The organism is Natrarchaeobius oligotrophus, from assembly GCF_003841465.1.
In the GTDB taxonomy this organism is placed as follows: domain Archaea; phylum Halobacteriota; class Halobacteria; order Halobacteriales; family Natrialbaceae; genus Natrarchaeobius; species Natrarchaeobius oligotrophus.
Genome location: NZ_REFZ01000001.1, coordinates 423181 through 438463, shown reverse-complemented (window position 1 = coordinate 438463; position 15283 = coordinate 423181). Strand labels below are relative to the sequence as shown.

Below are 15283 nucleotides of genomic sequence, written 5' to 3'. Positions count from 1 at the left end.
TCCAATACGATACGCGTACGAGCCGAAATCGAGTTCCCGGGCCACGGGGTCGATGACGTTCGCTCGTCGTCGAATCGATCCGTCCGCCCGGCGGCCTCGCCGATCAGAGTCGCGACCGGAGCGCGTCGTTCATCGCCGCCACCGGAGCCGTTTCACCGGTCCACAGTTCGAACGCTTCGACGCCCTGATAGAGCAACATCCACGCGCCGTCGACCGTCGTCGCGCCCGCGCTCGCGGCGTCCGAGAGCAGCCGCGTCTCGAGGGGGCGATAGACCGCGTCCATCACCGCGAGGTCGCCGTGGAGCGCGTCGGCCGGAACCGGCGTGGCGTCCGCTTCCATCCCGACGCTCGTCGCGTTCACCAGCACGTCCGCGTCGGCGAGCAGCGTCTCGAGGTCCTCGAGGCCGTGCCCCGTCGCACCGGAGACCTCGGACGCGAGGTCGTGTGCCGTCGACTCGGTCCGGTTTGCGATTTCGACGGTCGCGCCGGCGTCCGCGAGCCCGAACGAGATCGCCCGACCGGCGCCGCCGGCGCCGACGACGACCGCGCGCGCGCCGTCGACCGCCACGTCGTGATCGGACAGAGCACGCAGCGCGCCGGCCGCGTCGGTGTTGTGCCCGGTCGGCGCACCCGCCCCCGTGAAATCGATCGTGTTCACCGCGCCGATCCGCGACGCGAGGTCGTCCGGTTCGACGACCTCGAGCACGTCCCGTTTGAACGGGATCGTCACGTTCACGCCGGCGATCCCGAGCGCCGCCGCGCCATCGATGGCCGCCTCGATGTCGTCGACCGCGGGTTCGAACGTGACGTACCGCGCCTCGAGATCGAGTTCGTCGTAGGCGGCCTCGTGCATCGGCGGCGACAGCGAGTGACCGACCGGGTTTCCGAGCAGCCCGAAGACGTCCATAGCCATGTCGTCCGCCAGTCGTCGCGGGAGCCCCATAATCGATGCCATCTTTCGCGGTGATCGGCGTCGGTCCCGGTGTCCGATCGAGACTTCTTCGTCCGGCGACTCCGAGAGCTGTCCACCTCGAGTGCGACCTCGTGGAGGCGGAGCTCGGACGCGCGATCGAGCGAATCGAGATCACCAGACTAGAGACGCTGCTGGCGCTTGCCGACCGGATGGAGCTCCCGCCGGAGGTCGTCGAACTGCTCGAGACGACGAAGATCGAAGCCGAGAACGGTCTCGCCGAACTCCAGGAGCTGACAGAGATCTAGCGCTCGCGGCGTCTGCGACGGCGGTCACCGAACGTCGAGAACGGCCCGGCGTTCCTCCTCGTCGGTTCGAACCCACCAGGCGATCCGATCGATCTCGAGCGGGGTGTACGTCGAGACGAGCGACAGCCACTCGCAGGAGACGATCGTCCGGCGGCCGGTCGCCGTCGAAAGCGCCGCCGACTCGAGTTCCGCGTCGACGGCGTCGACGAACCGAGCGAGCGTCGGGTCGGGACGCGCCGCGTCGATCCCGGCGAGCTGTCTGAGGTACTGGAAGCTCGAGGGGCCGACGCCGGCGATCGAGCCGATCGGGTCCTCGTCGTGGGCGTACTGGTCGGCCTCGGCGGCCCAACCCCGGAGCGCCTCGAGGTCGTCCGCTTCGGGCCGCTCCGAGAGGACGGTCGCGGTCGCACACAGCACGTGACGCGCCCGGCCCGTCCCGACGGCGTCGACCAGGTCCTGATGGTCGGGTTCGAGCGCGGCGAGGTCGGAAAGCGTAGCGAGGCGGCCGGTTCGCACGAACGCGTCGCGAAACCGGGAGACGGCCGGGACGATACCGTCGACGAACCGACGGCCGGTCGTCGCGACCGCGGCCTCGGCGACGAGCAGGCGGGGATCGTCCCCGGTCCAGCGGTCGTACTCGCGGAACGCGCGGGCGAGTTCCTCGAACGGCGTCCCGTCGGCGCGTCGGTCGAGAACCGCCTGGGCCGAGTGCATGACTCGTCGGAACGTATCACGCGGAAAACGTATAGCTGTGTCGACTAGTTCGACGCGTTCGTCGGCGCGTCAGCGCCCGGACCGAACGTCGGTCCCGGCTCACAGCGGAATCGCAAGCAGGCGAACCACGACGAGGATCATCGCGATCGCACCCAGCAGGACGAACAGCGCGTTCTCGAGGGAGGGATCGCCGGCTTCGATCGGAGTCGAACTCGGTTCGGGTGCGTACGGATCGTCCTCCTCCGCTTCGGGTTCGTCAGCGTCGTCGGATTCGGGGCCGTCCCGTCCGCCAGAGAGGTCGAGCGGGATGCGATCGCGCTCCGGGTCGGAGTCCGCGGCCGTCGTTCCTCGGTCAGTCGCGTCCACGGACCCGTCGGCGTCGTCTCCGCCGCTCGCGACTCGAGGCGCGTCGCCGGCATCGGCGTTCGCGTCGGTACTCCTCCGGGACGAGTCCCCCGCGTTTCGATCCGCGGACTCCGACGACGCCGCGGCTGCGTCTGTCGTCCCCCACTGCCACTCGGAGTCGTCGTCGTCGGAAGCGCTCGAGTCGTCCGTTCGTCCGTCCGGCTCGTCCTGATCCGACGGGGACGAAGGATCGGGGTCGGAGCCGGACGCGTCGTCTGCCATACTCGACCGTAGCGGACGGGACGTCAAAAAAGCGCGGTCGTGCGTCTCCCCGTTCAGGCCCCGTCGGTTCGGCCGCCGGTATCGCCGCCGTAGACGACGCCGCGTTCGGCGTCGAGCGTGACCGTCTCGCCGTCTTCGGCGTCCTCGACGGTCGCGCCGCTGATCATCGGGATGTCCATCTCCCTCGCGACCAGGGCCGGGTAGCCGGTCATGCCGCGCTGGGCGTTGACGATGCCGCCGATCTTCGTCAGATCGCCCGCGAACTCCTCGTCGAAGTCGGCCGGGAGCGCGAGGATCGCCCCGTCGGGAACGTCGGCGAGGTCGCCGGTTTCGGTCCGGGTGAGAGGGCCGGTCGCTCGACCGTCGACGACGACCCGTCCGGTCGTCAGCGCCTCCGCGGCGACGTGGACTTTCAGCATGTTCGTCGTGCTCGCCCCCTCGAGTTCCGTCATCATGCCACAGAGGACGACGACGGTGTCGCCGCTCTCGGCGACGCCCGCGTCGAGCGCCGCCTGGACCGCCTTTTCGACGACGGCGTCGGCTCCCTGGTCGGACACTTCGGCGTACAGCGGCGTCACGCCCCACGAGAGCGCGAGCCGCCGTCGAACGCGGTGGCTCTGCGTCGAGGCGACGACGGGAACGCCGGGACGATACTTCGCCGTCTTCAGCGCGGTGTAGCCGGACTCCGTCGCGGCGACGACCGCGTCGGCGTCGATGTCGCGGGCCAGAAACCGCGCCGAGCGCGCGAGCGCGTCCGTTCGCGCCTCGCCCGCGGTGGGGACTCGTTGTTCGAGCAACTCGGCGTACTCCTCGGACCCTTCGACCTCGCGGACGATGCTGTCCATGGCGTCGACGACCGCGGCGGGGTGGTCGCCGATCGCCGTCTCGGCCGAGAGCATGACCGCGTCGGTGCCGTCGAGGACGGCGTTCGCGACGTCCGAGGCTTCCGCACGCGTCGGCCGGCGGGCGTGGACCATCGAGTCCAGCATCTCCGTCGCCGTGATGACGGGCAGCCCCGCCTCGCGACACCGGCGGATGATCCGTTTTTGGATCATCGGGACGTCCTCCATCGGACACTCGACGCCGAGGTCACCCCTGGCGACCATGATCCCGTCCGAGGCCTCGATGATCTCGTCTAAGTTGTCCACCGCGCCGGCGCGTTCGATCTTCGAGACGATCGGAATCTCCGCGCCGAATCCCTCGAGCACTTCACTGACCTCGTAGACGTCCTCGGCGTCTCGCACGAAGCTCGCGGCGACGAAGTCGACCGACTTCTCCGCGGCGAGTTCGAGGTCGGCGCGGTCTTTTTCGGTGACGATGTCGAGGTCGAGGTCGACGCCGGGCACGTTCACGCCCTTGCGACCGCCCAGTTCGCCGCCGGTGTCGACGCGCGCCCGGACCGTCTCGCCCTCTCGTTCGAGCACGGTCGTCTCGATCAGGCCGTCGTCGAGGAGAATTCTGTCCCCCCTCGAGACGGCGTCGATGGCCATCGAGAGACCGACCCTCTCGGGGGTAGCCGTCTCCCCCTCGACGAATTCGATCTCGGCGTCGGACTCGAGCGTAACCGTCTCCCCTTCCGCCAGCGGTGCGGTTCGAATCTCGGGGCCCTGCATATCGAGCATGACCGCGACGGGTTCCGATCGATCCTCGTCGACCGCGCGGACGCGCTCGATCAGGGCGGCCCGGTCCTCACGACTTCCGTGGCTCGCGTTCAACCGAGCGACGGACATCCCGGCCTCGGCCAGCTCCCGAATCGCGTCCCGATCGCTCGAGGCCGGCCCGAGGGTACAGACGATTTTCGCCTTTCTCATGGCTCGGGGTAGCGCGAGCACGGGCAAAAAGGTACAGGACTTACTCGAAATCGAGTACGAATTTTTTACTGGCGCTCGAGCGCGTCCGAGGCGTCGGCCAACCGCGAGCGCCGGGACCCGTCCGTTGCCACGTCAATCGTTTTCCGTTGGTCCGTCGTAGCTTCTCACACCCTCTTGTCTGTCAACACCGTCTTACACGTCCCTCGGACTGTGTCTCTGAGTAATCGTCACCATCACGAACACGTGGAAAATCCTGGCCGAACCAAGCTGGTGGAACGAACTGAGGGGCGTCGCCCGGATTACTGTGGGCGGAACGTAATCCCGACACCAGGTACCTCTGGAAGGTGTGGGTAGTGGCGAATCTTGACTCCACAGCCATCGTTATTCTCATGGATCAGCAGTGCGCCGAGGCCGGAGAGGATACCGGCGATCATGGAGACGACTGCTACCGGGACGGCTCCAATCGATGCGGAGATCTTCGTCGCGATCACCCCCGCTGCGGCACCTGCGGCCATCAGTGCGGCCACGTCCCGTGAAAGCCCATCGTCAAGCTTCAGCACGTGGTAGGGGCCCCGCGAGGTCGAACCGCTTGTGTAGTCGTTCGTCCCACACAACACACTAGCCTCGTCGGATTCCATGCCGTCCGAGACGACCCACACTTCGCCATCGCGCTCCTCAAAGGTGACCTCTCCGTCTTCGCGTGCTTCGTTCAGTGCATCGACGGTTGAGCGGACGCTTTCGTCGAGATCGACGGACTCCGTTTCCTCGTGCGTTTCTAGGCTGAGGTCATTCGATTCGTCGTAGACTAGCTTGTCCTCATCCAAACTAATCCCGACCGATTCGTCGTAGACCTCGTCGTCGGTTTCTGAATCGGTGGCCTTCGCACCCGTGGCGAAAATCGAGGTGGCGACGAGCGCCTGTGTTGCGGTCTTAAATACGCTTCGACGGCTGACGAGTTCATATCTATCTTGAACCATTGCAAATCATACATTTATAAGCATAAATATAACCTTTTCGTTTAGTCCAATTATGTCAATGTTATCGTGGACAAATTACATTATATCGTGTATACTTGTGTTCCATGTCAATATACTATGGCTAACGAAACGATACGGCCGAAACTACGATCTCTATATCAATTATTTAACACCAATAGCACCATCTTCATAAATATCGGACGGTGCAAACGCTTATTTTTCCCATTGACAAACCCAACTACATGGTTTGGAATGCCATCAGTTCTGGGTTCGCCGTCACGTTACCGTTCGCTGTCGCGATGGTGATCGTGGGCACCATCGGACTCTTCGATGTCAGTAAAGCTCCGGCTGCGGTCTCGAGGACGGCTTTAGGGATGGTCGTCATGGCGGGGTGGATCGTAACCGTCGGCGTTGGGACCGTGATGCTTGCCCTATTGGTGACCGGGACCGATATCGCACCATCGTTCGCGTTTGTGGGCATCATCGGCACTCTGATGTGGATCTGCGTGGAGACGATCCTGTTCAAAAAATATGGAGACGGTGGACCGACGCCCACCGGCAAACGGATCGCCGCGCTTCGATCGGACGGTAGCCCGTGAACCGGTACTACTTGACACGGTACCTGTTCAAGTGCTCTGTTGAATAGCGATTGAATCAGCCGATATCGCGGGTTAGAAGGGTGAAGTCGAGGAATTCGACTCTGTCCATGGAAATCGATCTCCTCGACTTCGTTGAGCAGTGTCGGGACCTAGTCAAACAAGCGTTGAGGAAGCACGCGGGCGAGCCCGCCAGCGGCGGGTTCGCCCGCTGGGTGCACGTCGTTCTGCACTGTTTTCGGCTCGAAGAGAGTCACAGCTACCGTGAAACGCCGAACCGGCTGAAGTATATGGCTGAGATTCGTGACGTACTTGGCCTTGAACGGGACGAGTTGCCGGACTACAACACGATCTACAAGTCGTTTGATCGGCTGAAAATGTGAGTGTGGCGGGCGTTGCTGCGCGTTTCAGCGTAGCAACACTCGCAGTCTGGCCATGTAACGCTTGACAGTACGTTCTTCGACCGACGCGCCGCTTCGTCGTACTATCGCCAACGGTCTGGAAGTAACGTACAGACACTGAAAGTGACGACATTAACCGATAGAGAGTCGCTCGCTGTTCTTGACGTCCATATCTCAGCCCGGTGGAAACACGATACCAAGACCGGGCCGCAGGTCGTCCGCCGAAACGCGGACGACCTGCTGTCTGTAGCGGCGGACAAAGCCTTCCACAACTGGATCACGAAATACGAGTTCTACGCCCTCGGTGTCGATCCGCTCATCTTACAACGCGGATCGAGACCGCTTACGGTAGGTCATAACGCGCTTATTCGGGGAAAAGACTACTCTCAGCGCTGGATGGCCGAAACTTCCTACTCGACTACGAAGCGCTCGCTCGGCGACGCCGTGCGAGCGCTGGGCTGGTATCGACAGTTCCCTGAGATCGTCCTTATGTTCGCCATCATCAACATCGAAACGCTCTGTGAGCCACTCTAACTACCATTCAGCTGCTATTCAACAAAGTAGCAGGAACTTGTCTCGATCTGGGGCGAGATACAGACGGAGTTCGAGGAACACGAGGCCGAACTCGTGGATTCGTACGCGCTTCTCGGCGAACACGACTTCCATGGCTCGCGTTCAACCGAGCGACGGACATCCCGGCCTCGGCCAGCTCCCGGATCGCGTCCCGATCGCTCGAGGCCGGCCCGAGGGTACAGACGATTTTCGCCTTTCTCATGGCTCGGGGTAGCGCGAGCACGGGCAAAAAGGTACAGGACTTACTCGAAATCGAGTACGAATTTTTACCGGTGGTCGAGCGCGTCCGAGGCGTCGGCCAACCGCGAGCGCCGGGACCCGTCCGTTGCCACGTCAATCGTTTTCCGTCGGCCCGTCGTAGCGAGCCCATGCCCACGTACGCGTCGCTCGTCGAACTCGAGGGACGAGACGTCCAGAACACCCAGGAGCTGGCGTCGATCTGGGGTGAGATCAGAACCGAATTCGAGGACCACGACGCCGAACTGATCGACTCCTACGCCGTCCTCGGCCACCACGACTTTCTCATCATCTTCGAGGCGGGAGACCGGGACGGAGCGTTCAAGTCGGCGCTGACGCTGCACCGCCACGGGCTCGACGCCCAGACGATGTCGGTGGTCGACACCGACGACTTCGCGCAACTGGTCGACGAGATCTGAGCGAAGCGTCTCCCGCCGGAGACGACGTCGGTCGGAAACCGGTCGCTCGCGGTCGCCGCTCGAGCGTCCGGACCGACGCCCGCGCCTGACGTCTCGAGCACCGACCGTCGCTCGGACGTCGTGATCACCGCTTTTCACGGCGGTTCGTCCCGACGACGGAAACCGTCTCGTCGAGCAGTACTTCGAGTCGGTCGCCCTCGAGTTCCACGTCGACTCGCAGTCGTGTCGGCTCCTCGCTGGCGACCGTCACCGCGGCGTCGTCGACGAACGGCAGCTCCCAGTGCGGTCGCGTCGTGACGTCGACGCCGCGCTCCCAGCAGAACGAGATCACCGCCGGATGAACGACCGCGGCGATGGCGACGTGCGAACCGCCCAGCGGACCACACGTCGTGCACGTCGCGCGAAACGAATGGACCCACGCGGACGACTCGTCGATCGCGAGCCGGCGCTCGACCGTCGCGTGACAGTACGGACAGATCCCCTCGAGGATGGACTCGATCGTGTGCTGCCAGAGGGTCGACGCCACGTCGAGGAGCGCGTCCATCGCCATCCCCCGGTCTGTCGCGCCGGCGGGACGGACCGCGTGGGCGGACAGCGTCTCGTCGCCGCGTCGGATCTTCACGACGCTGTCCTCGTAGACCGCCGTGAGCGACTCGTCCCCGCCGTCGGAATCGCAGACGGTACCGCGTTCGCTCCCGTCCTCGAGCACCACTGGCCCACACGCCTCGTGGGACCGCCAGGCGTCGACGTCGATCACTTTCGCGATCTCGAAGCCCGCGAACGTGAGCCGGTAGCCGTCGCCGTCGTCCTCGAGGAATCGGCCGTCGAGCTGGCGGAGGTGATAGTTGAAGTTGCCCTTGTCCGCGACGCCGACGCGATCGCGCAACGCCGAATACGAGAGCGGAGCCTCGTCGCCCTGCATCCGCTCGTAGAGCGTTCGAAGGATCTCCAGACGCGTCTCGTTGCCGAGCGCCTTGAACGGGTCGGCGGGTCGGTCGTTCGCGCCGGCCCGCCCGTTCGAATCCGCGCGTCGATTCGTCATCGAGGACACCGCCCGATATCGGGAGTAAACTATTGCTCCAAATACATATGTCGATCCCGCTGGAACGCACGGACGCCATCGATGTCGAGACGACTACCCCGCAGACGAATCCTCTCGGGATCGGCCCTCCTCGGTGCGGCGTCGCTCGCGGGCTCGCTTCCCCGGAGCGATCGCGCCGAAACCGGCTCCGAGCACGCGACGACGAGCCGACCGGCTCCGTCGCCCGAGACGCGAAGCGCGACCGATGCGACGCCCTCCGACGTCGACCTCGAGGGACTCGAGGAGTTCGTCGACGAGACCGTCCCGGACCTGCTCGACGACCACGACGTCGTCGGCGCGTCGATGGCCGTCGTCCGAAGCGACGGCGTCGAACTCGCGCGCGGATTCGGCGACGCCGACCGCGCCGAGGGAACCACGGTCGACGCCGGCGAGACGGCCTTCCGGATCGGTTCGGTCTCCAAGCCGCTCGTCTGGGCCGCCACGATGCAGCTGATCGAGGACGGCCGAATCGACCCCGGCGAGGACGTCCGGAACCCCCTCGAGTCCGTCTCGATCCCCGACGCGTACGACGAGCCGATCACCGTCTCCCACCTCGCGACCCACACCGCGGGCTTCGAGGAGCGGTTTCGGGGAACCTGGGTCACCGATCCCGAAGCGCGGCGGCCGCTCGCCGAGGTGCTGGACGAAGAACGACCGGAGCGGGTTCGACCGCCCGGAGAGATCGCGTCGTACTCGAACTACGGCACCGCGCTCGCGGGACAGCTCGTCGCCGACGTCGCCGGAACGAGCTTCGAAGCGTACGCCGAGGAGTCGCTGTTCGAGCCGCTGTCGATGACGTCCGCCACGTTCGAGCAGCCCGCCCCAGACGAGATCGTCGTCTCGAAGGGGTACACGTCCTTCGGGGGCGGGGTCGAAGAGGCTCCCGAACTCGGCCTCGAGATCGCACCCGCGGGCGCGGCGGTCGCGACGGCGACCGACGTCGCGCAGTTCCTGTGGGCCCTGCTGGGCGACGGGGCCGTCGACGGCGGGCGGATCCTCGAGCCCGAGTCCGTCGACGCCGCGCTGGACCGGTGGTTCACCCACCACGACGCGGTTCCCGGCATCGCCTTCGGGCTGCTCGAGGACGAGCGACGCGGCGTTCGGATCCTCCACCACGACGGGATGGTACCCGGTTTCTACAGCTACCTGGTGTTGGTCCCGGAGTACGACCTCGGGCTGTTTCTCGCGTACAACACGAACACCGGTGGCGCGGCGAACGCCGACGTTCTCGAGGCGTTCTTCGAGGAGTTCGTTCCGAGAACCGACGCCGAACCGTCGCTCGAGACCGAGCCGGACGGTCCGCCACGGCGGGCGGACGACCTCGTCGGAACGTACCGCGGCGTGCGGATCGCCGAGTCGACACACGCCCGACTGTCGTCGACGCTACAGGCCGGCCAGATCGACGTCTCGGTCGACGACGGCTACCTCGTTACCGACGCCGGCGGCGGAACGACCCGGTGGATCGAACGGGAGCCGCTCGTCTTCGACGAGGCCGACGGAACCGGGACGCTGGCGTTTCGCGACGACGGCGGCGCGGTAACCCACCTCTTTACGGGCTTTCACGCGTACGAACGGATCGCGCGTCACGAGTCGCTCGCGGTCCACGGCGGGCTCGTGGGCGCGACGACGCTCGGAATGCTCTCCGGACTGGCCGCCTGGCCGCTGTCGTGGGGGTGGCGACGGTTCGGCGGCGACTCGAGTACCGTCGCGGAGCCTGACGCCGATTCGTCGTCGAGAGTGGAATCGTCGGATCGGGGATCGCCATCCGACGCTACCGAGACGTCCGACGCCGCAACGTCCCGGTCGCCGCCGGCGCTCCCGCTGCCCGCCGGCGGACCGGCGCGTGCGCGCTGGATTGCCGGCGGCGCGATCGCCTGTCTGTTCGGCTTCGTCGCCGCGGTGATCGCCCTGCTGGTTCTGTACCCACACACGCTGTTGAGCGATCCGCCGCTCGCGTACGACCTCGTCGCCGTCCTGGGGCTGCTCGGCGCCGGCGGTGCCGTCGCGTCGGCGGGGTACGCCGTCGTCGCCTGGCGCGACGGCTACTGGAGTCGGCTCTCGAGGCTCCACTACGCGCTGGTAGTCGCCAGCGCGATCGGCTTCTGCTGGCTGCTGTGGTACTGGAACCTGCTTCGCATCCCCTCGTGACCGATGGTGTGGTGGTGGAGAGGTCCGCGATCCAGGATGGAATGGGGGGAGTTTCTGGATCAGGACCTCACGTGTGACGTGGACGGCGATTTTCAAATAAGTACTACCAATGTGTGTTGGTGATTAAATAAGCACTGCCAATGCGTGTTGGTGATCGCGCATCGCTACCGGTCGGGCGGTCGATCGAAGCAGGTACAACAGAAACGACACCGACCTGTCAGACCGGTGGCCGTAACGGGTGCGAGAAATTTTTCGAAGGGCAATTCAGACGAGTCCGCTACCGGACCTTCTCGCCGACCGCGGCGTCGCCGTGGGTCGTCAGCAGGTCCGCTTCGTCGCCGGCGGCGAGGATCATGCCGTTGCTCTCGACGCCGAACAGTTCGGCGGGCTCCATGTTGACGAGCAGGACGCACTTCTGGCCGGGCAGTTCGGAGAGGTCGTGTAGCTGCTTGATGCCGGCGACCACCTGCCGCGTCTCGAAGCCGACGTCGACCTCGAGGCGCGCGAGGTCGTCCGCGCCCTCGATCCCCTCGGCCGCCTCGATGCGGCCGACGCGGATATCGAGCTCCTGAAAGTCGTCGAAGCTGATGCGATCCTCGAGCAGGGGCTCGAGGTCGTCCGTCTCCGTTTCGGATTCCGAATCGGTCATATCGTCGGATTCGTCCGCATCGGTGTCGTCGCTTTCGGTTCCGTCGTCCACGTCCCCGTCCGTGGCGGCCGCGATCCGCTCTTCGAGTTTCTCGTTCAACTCGTCGACGCGGTCGTCTTCGATCTTCGCGAAGAGTTCGCCCGGCTCGTCGAAGTTTCGTGGCGGGGTCTCGAGGGCGTCCTCGAGGTGGACGTCCGCGACGTCGCCGTCCTCGCCGATCTGTTCCCACAAGCGCTGGGATTTGTCGGGGGTGATCGGCTCGAGCAAGACGGCGACGGCTTTGGCGATCTGGACGCAGTCGCGAATGACCTGTGCGGCTCGCTCGGGGTCGTCGTCCGTGAGCTTCCAGGGCTCGTTGCGCTGGATGTACTCGTTGCCGAACTGCGCGAGCCGGGTGGCGGCCCGGCCGATTCCACGCAGATCGTACTCGTTGACGCTCTCGCGGACGTCGCCGATGGCACCTTCGATCCGCTCGCGGACCTCCGCCGAGACGGCTTCCTCGGGGGTTCCCTCGTAGTTCCGGTAGGCAAACAGCAGCGAGCGGTACCAGAAGTTACCGACGGTGCCGACGAGTTCGCCGTTGACCTTCTCCTGGAACGCGTTCCACGAGAAGTCGACGTCCTGCTGGAGGCCGCCGGTCGTCGTCAGGTAGTACCGCAGGAGGTCGGGATGAAAGCCCTCCTCGAGGTACTCGTTCGCCCAGATCGCCCGGTTTCGACTGGTCGAAAGCCCCTTGCCGTTGATCGTGATGAAACCCGTCGCCGCGACGGCTCGCGGCGCGTTGTAGCCGGCACCCTCGAGCATCGCGGGCCAGAAGATGGTGTGGTGCTGGATGATGTCGCGGCCGATGACGTGGACGATGTCGCCTTCTTCCGTCCAGACCCGTTCCCAGTCGTACTCGTCGGCACCCACTCGCTCGGTGTACTGCTTCGTCGAGGAGATGTACTCGATGGGTGCGTCGACCCAGACGTAGAGGACGAGATCGCTTCCGGTCTCGTCGTCCGCGTCGCCGGGGTAGTCGATCCCCCAGTCCATGTCGCGGGTGATACACCAGTCCTGCAGTCCGTCTTCGATCCACTGGCGGGGCTGGTTGCGCGCGTTCGACGTTCCCTCGAGGCCGTCGAGGAACTCGGTGAGGTACTCCTCGAACGCCGAGACCTCGAAGAACTTGTGTGCGCGCTCTCGGTACTCGGCCGGATTACCCGTGATCGAACTCACCGGATTCTCGACTTCGCCGGGCTCCAGATGGCGCTGACAGCCCTCGTCGCACTCGTCGCCGCGGGCCTTCTCGCCGCAGTACGGACAGGTTCCCTCGACGTAGCGATCGGGGAGGTACTGATCGGCCTCGGGGTCGTACGCGACTTGGATCTCCTTTTCGTAGACGTGGCCCTCCTCGTCCAGCGTCCGGACGATCTCTTTCGTCAGTTCGGTGTTGGTCTCGTCGTGGGTGTGACCGTAGTTGTCGAACTCGACGTTGAACTGCGGGAACGTCTCCTCGTACTGGCGGTGCCAGTCGAGCGCGAACTCCGCGGGATCGACGCCCTGCTGTTCGGCGTTGACGGCGACCGGCGTGCCGTGCATGTCCGAACCGCAGACGTACGCCGTCTGCTGACCGAGCGTCTTCAACGCGCGATTGAACGCGTCCGCGCCGATGTATCCGCGGAGGTGTCCGATGTGGAGGTCGCCGTTGGCGTAGGGCAACCCGCAGGTCACCACGGCCGGACGGTCCGTCGGAAACTCGTCGTTGCTCATACGTACGATGTGTCGGTGGCGGGCGTAAAACCCGCCGGTTTTCGATCGCGGGCGGGGCCGAACCCGAGACGCGCCGTCGATCGGTGCGGTCGCTCGAGCAACCCGACGCTCGCGGGGCTGTTCGGGCGGCGTACTCCGTGCAGGCGCTTCCGGTCCGGTCTCGTCGTATCGTCGGACTACGATCCGAAAACGACGATTACTCGAGCGGACGGTCACGTGATATTTTGCCACACTGCGTGGTTGCGGCGGACATGAGCTCCGTCGACATTCCACGGGAAGCGTGGGCAACGCGCATCGGGTTCATCTTCGCGGCGGTCGGCAGCGCGGTCGGTCTCGGGAACATCTGGCGGTTTCCGTTCCAGGTGGGCCAGGAAGGCGGTGCCGCGTTCTTGGTGATCTACCTGGTGTTCATCGTCGCGGTCGGATTTCCCGCGATGCTGGTCGAGTTCGTCGTCGGCCGGTACACGGAGCGAAATCCCGTCGGCGCGCTCAGGGAACTCGGCAGCGGCGCGTGGCAGTACGTCGGCTGGATCTTCATCGCGACGGGGTTCGTCATCCTCTCGTACTACAGCGTCGTCGCCGGCTGGACGATCAGGTACACGATCCTCGGACTGCAGGACGGCTACCTCGCCGACGCCGGCGAGGCCGAAGCGCAGTTCGTCACCCTCGCGAGCGGGCTCGACGCGATCGTCCTCCACGCGATCTTCATGGCCGCGGTGATCCTCATCGTGGGGATGGGCATCCAGCGCGGGATCGAACTCGCGGTGAAGGTCCTGGTTCCAGCGATCATCGTCATCACGGTCGGGCTGGCGATCTACGCGGCCACCCTCGAGGGGGCCGGCGACGCATACGCGTACTACCTCTCGCCGGAGTGGAGCGTCATCGCCGAGAACTGGACGAGCATCCTCCCAGCCGCCGCCGGACAGGCGTTTTTCACGCTCTCGCTCGGGATGGGCGTGATGATCACCTACGCCTCGTATCTCGGAGAGAACAGAAATCTCGCGGAGGACGGCGCGATCGTCATCGGCTTGGACACCGCGATCGCGTTCGTCACCGGGCTGATCGTCTTTCCCATCCTCTTCACCGCGGGCGTCGATCCGGCCGATCCCGGTGCGGGGGCGATCTTCGTCTCGCTGGCGGCCGCCTTCGGCGACCTGACGTTCGGCTGGCTGATCGGCGCGGTGTTCTTCGCCACCGTGGCGATCGCCGCCCTCTCGAGTGCGATCAGCCTGATGGAAGTCGTCGTCTCCTACGCGATCGACGAGCGAAACCTCGATCGGATGACCGCGGCGGCGCTCATCGGTGGCGGCATGTTCCTGCTCGGAATCCCGTCGGCGTACGACCTCGTCCTGCTCGACCTGTTCGACCTGTTCGCCGACCAGATCCTGCTGGTGCTCGGCGGGCTCCTGTTGATGATCCTCGTCGGCTGGTCGCTGTCGTCGCTCGCGATCGACGAACTGGGACGCGGAATCGGCGACCTCGGATCGTACGGAACCGCGTGGATCTGGGCGGTCCGGATTCCGGTCGTCCTCGTCCTGTTCGTCGCCCTGGTGCTCGGTGTCCTCGACTACGCCGAGTTCCTGACCGGACCGTTCAGCGAGTGGCTGGCCGATCGCTAACTGTCTCGAGCGCCGACGCTCGAGCGCGTGGAAGCAGGAACGGTCCCGGGACCTTCCAGCCCGGAACCGGTGTGAGATGACTTCGCCGTCGAATTCCGCACCACTGGTACCCTCGAGACGGGAAAAAGCGTATCGCCAACGCCTGTTGGGTTTCGGCCGTCGAACGCGACGACGCTCCCGGCCGCGTCACCCTGTCACGCCCGCGAACGCCGGCGGGCGAGCGTTCGGCGGACCTTACAGCAGTTCGGCGAGCAGGACCGCCGCCAGCCCGAAGTAGATGAGCAACGCGGTGACGTCCTTGACGGTCGTGATCAGCGGGTCGGACGCCGCCGCCGGGTCGAATCCGATCTTGTGCATCAGCCACGGGATGACGTAGCCGACGATCGAGGCGACGATACAGACGGTCAGGAGACCGACGAAGACGACCGTCGCCAGTTCGACGGCGTATCCGTTGCGGTCGA

At 65.4% G+C, this 15283-nt stretch carries 12 protein-coding genes and 4 pseudogenes; 7 read left to right on the top strand and 9 right to left on the bottom strand.

The annotated features are described in order from the left end of the window. Nucleotides 1-103: 103 nt before the first annotated feature. The gene (locus EA472_RS02180) at nucleotides 104-907 is read right to left on the bottom strand and encodes a shikimate dehydrogenase (protein ID WP_124189992.1); all 804 of its coding nucleotides are present in this window, start codon (nucleotides 905-907) and stop codon (nucleotides 104-106) included. Nucleotides 908-1044: 137 nt separating this feature from the next. Between EA472_RS02180 and EA472_RS22875 the strand changes: the two genes are divergently transcribed. Beyond that, a complete protein-coding gene (locus EA472_RS22875; RefSeq protein WP_243637749.1) occupies nucleotides 1045-1218 on the top strand; it encodes a DUF892 family protein in 174 nt (57 codons plus the stop codon). A gap of 24 nt (nucleotides 1219-1242) precedes the next feature. Here the strand turns inward: EA472_RS22875 and EA472_RS02170 are convergent, their stop codons facing one another. From EA472_RS02170 to EA472_RS02155, 4 genes are all read right to left on the bottom strand, one after another. Next, on the bottom strand, nucleotides 1243-1932 hold the full coding sequence (locus tag EA472_RS02170) for a hypothetical protein (RefSeq protein ID WP_124189864.1): 690 nt from the start codon (nucleotides 1930-1932) through the stop codon (nucleotides 1243-1245). Between the two features lie 99 nt (nucleotides 1933-2031). After that, on the bottom strand, nucleotides 2032-2559 hold the full coding sequence (locus EA472_RS02165) for a DUF7312 domain-containing protein (RefSeq protein WP_124189863.1): 528 nt from the start codon (nucleotides 2557-2559) through the stop codon (nucleotides 2032-2034). A gap of 53 nt (nucleotides 2560-2612) precedes the next feature. Then, nucleotides 2613-4370: a pyruvate kinase gene (gene pyk, locus EA472_RS02160; protein ID WP_124189862.1), complete on the bottom strand. Its 1758-nt coding sequence runs from the start codon at nucleotides 4368-4370 to the stop codon at nucleotides 2613-2615. A gap of 299 nt (nucleotides 4371-4669) precedes the next feature. Continuing rightward, nucleotides 4670-5347 (bottom strand): hypothetical protein, encoded by a 678-nt coding sequence (locus EA472_RS02155; RefSeq protein WP_124189861.1) that lies wholly within the window; start codon nucleotides 5345-5347, stop codon nucleotides 4670-4672. Between the two features lie 242 nt (nucleotides 5348-5589). On the opposite strand from EA472_RS02155, the gene EA472_RS02150 reads away from it, so the two are divergent. From EA472_RS02150 to EA472_RS22870, 3 genes and pseudogenes are all read left to right on the top strand, one after another. Next, nucleotides 5590-5946: a hypothetical protein gene (locus EA472_RS02150; RefSeq protein ID WP_124189860.1), complete on the top strand. Its 357-nt coding sequence runs from the start codon at nucleotides 5590-5592 to the stop codon at nucleotides 5944-5946. A 107-nt stretch (nucleotides 5947-6053) separates the two neighbouring features. After that, nucleotides 6054-6878, top strand: a pseudogene (locus tag EA472_RS02145) (IS5 family transposase). 30 nt (nucleotides 6879-6908) lie between these two features. After that, a pseudogene (locus EA472_RS22870) lies at nucleotides 6909-7007 on the top strand (GYD domain-containing protein); the annotation flags it as partial. Here EA472_RS22870 and EA472_RS23365 read toward each other — a convergent pair. Next, nucleotides 6985-7119, bottom strand: a pseudogene (locus tag EA472_RS23365) (pyruvate kinase); the annotation flags it as partial. The pseudogenes EA472_RS22870 and EA472_RS23365 sit on opposite strands and share 23 nt — an antisense overlap. A gap of 166 nt (nucleotides 7120-7285) precedes the next feature. Between EA472_RS23365 and EA472_RS02130 the strand changes: the two are divergent. After that, nucleotides 7286-7573 (top strand): GYD domain-containing protein, encoded by a 288-nt coding sequence (locus tag EA472_RS02130; RefSeq protein WP_124189859.1) that lies wholly within the window; start codon nucleotides 7286-7288, stop codon nucleotides 7571-7573. Nucleotides 7574-7697: 124 nt separating this feature from the next. Here the strand turns inward: EA472_RS02130 and EA472_RS02125 are convergent, their stop codons facing one another. Then, nucleotides 7698-8615: a winged helix-turn-helix domain-containing protein gene (locus EA472_RS02125; protein WP_124189858.1), complete on the bottom strand. Its 918-nt coding sequence runs from the start codon at nucleotides 8613-8615 to the stop codon at nucleotides 7698-7700. An 81-nt stretch (nucleotides 8616-8696) separates the two neighbouring features. Between EA472_RS02125 and EA472_RS02120 the strand changes: the two genes are divergently transcribed. After that, nucleotides 8697-10802, top strand: a complete 2106-nt coding sequence (locus EA472_RS02120; protein ID WP_124189857.1) for a serine hydrolase domain-containing protein — start codon at nucleotides 8697-8699, stop codon at nucleotides 10800-10802. A 277-nt stretch (nucleotides 10803-11079) separates the two neighbouring features. On the opposite strand, the gene metG is transcribed toward EA472_RS02120, so the two are convergent. Then, nucleotides 11080-13203 carry a methionine--tRNA ligase gene (gene metG, locus EA472_RS02115; RefSeq protein ID WP_124189856.1) on the bottom strand — a complete coding sequence of 708 codons (2124 nt, stop codon included), beginning with the start codon at nucleotides 13201-13203 and terminating at the stop codon, nucleotides 11080-11082. A 251-nt stretch (nucleotides 13204-13454) separates the two neighbouring features. Here metG and EA472_RS02110 point away from each other — a divergent pair, with 251 nt between their 5' ends. After that, nucleotides 13455-14822 (top strand): sodium-dependent transporter, encoded by a 1368-nt coding sequence (locus EA472_RS02110; protein ID WP_124189855.1) that lies wholly within the window; start codon nucleotides 13455-13457, stop codon nucleotides 14820-14822. 234 nt (nucleotides 14823-15056) lie between these two features. Here EA472_RS02110 and EA472_RS02105 read toward each other — a convergent pair. Then, a pseudogene (locus EA472_RS02105) lies at nucleotides 15057-15269 on the bottom strand (magnesium transporter); the annotation flags it as partial. Nucleotides 15270-15283 lie beyond the last annotated feature (14 nt).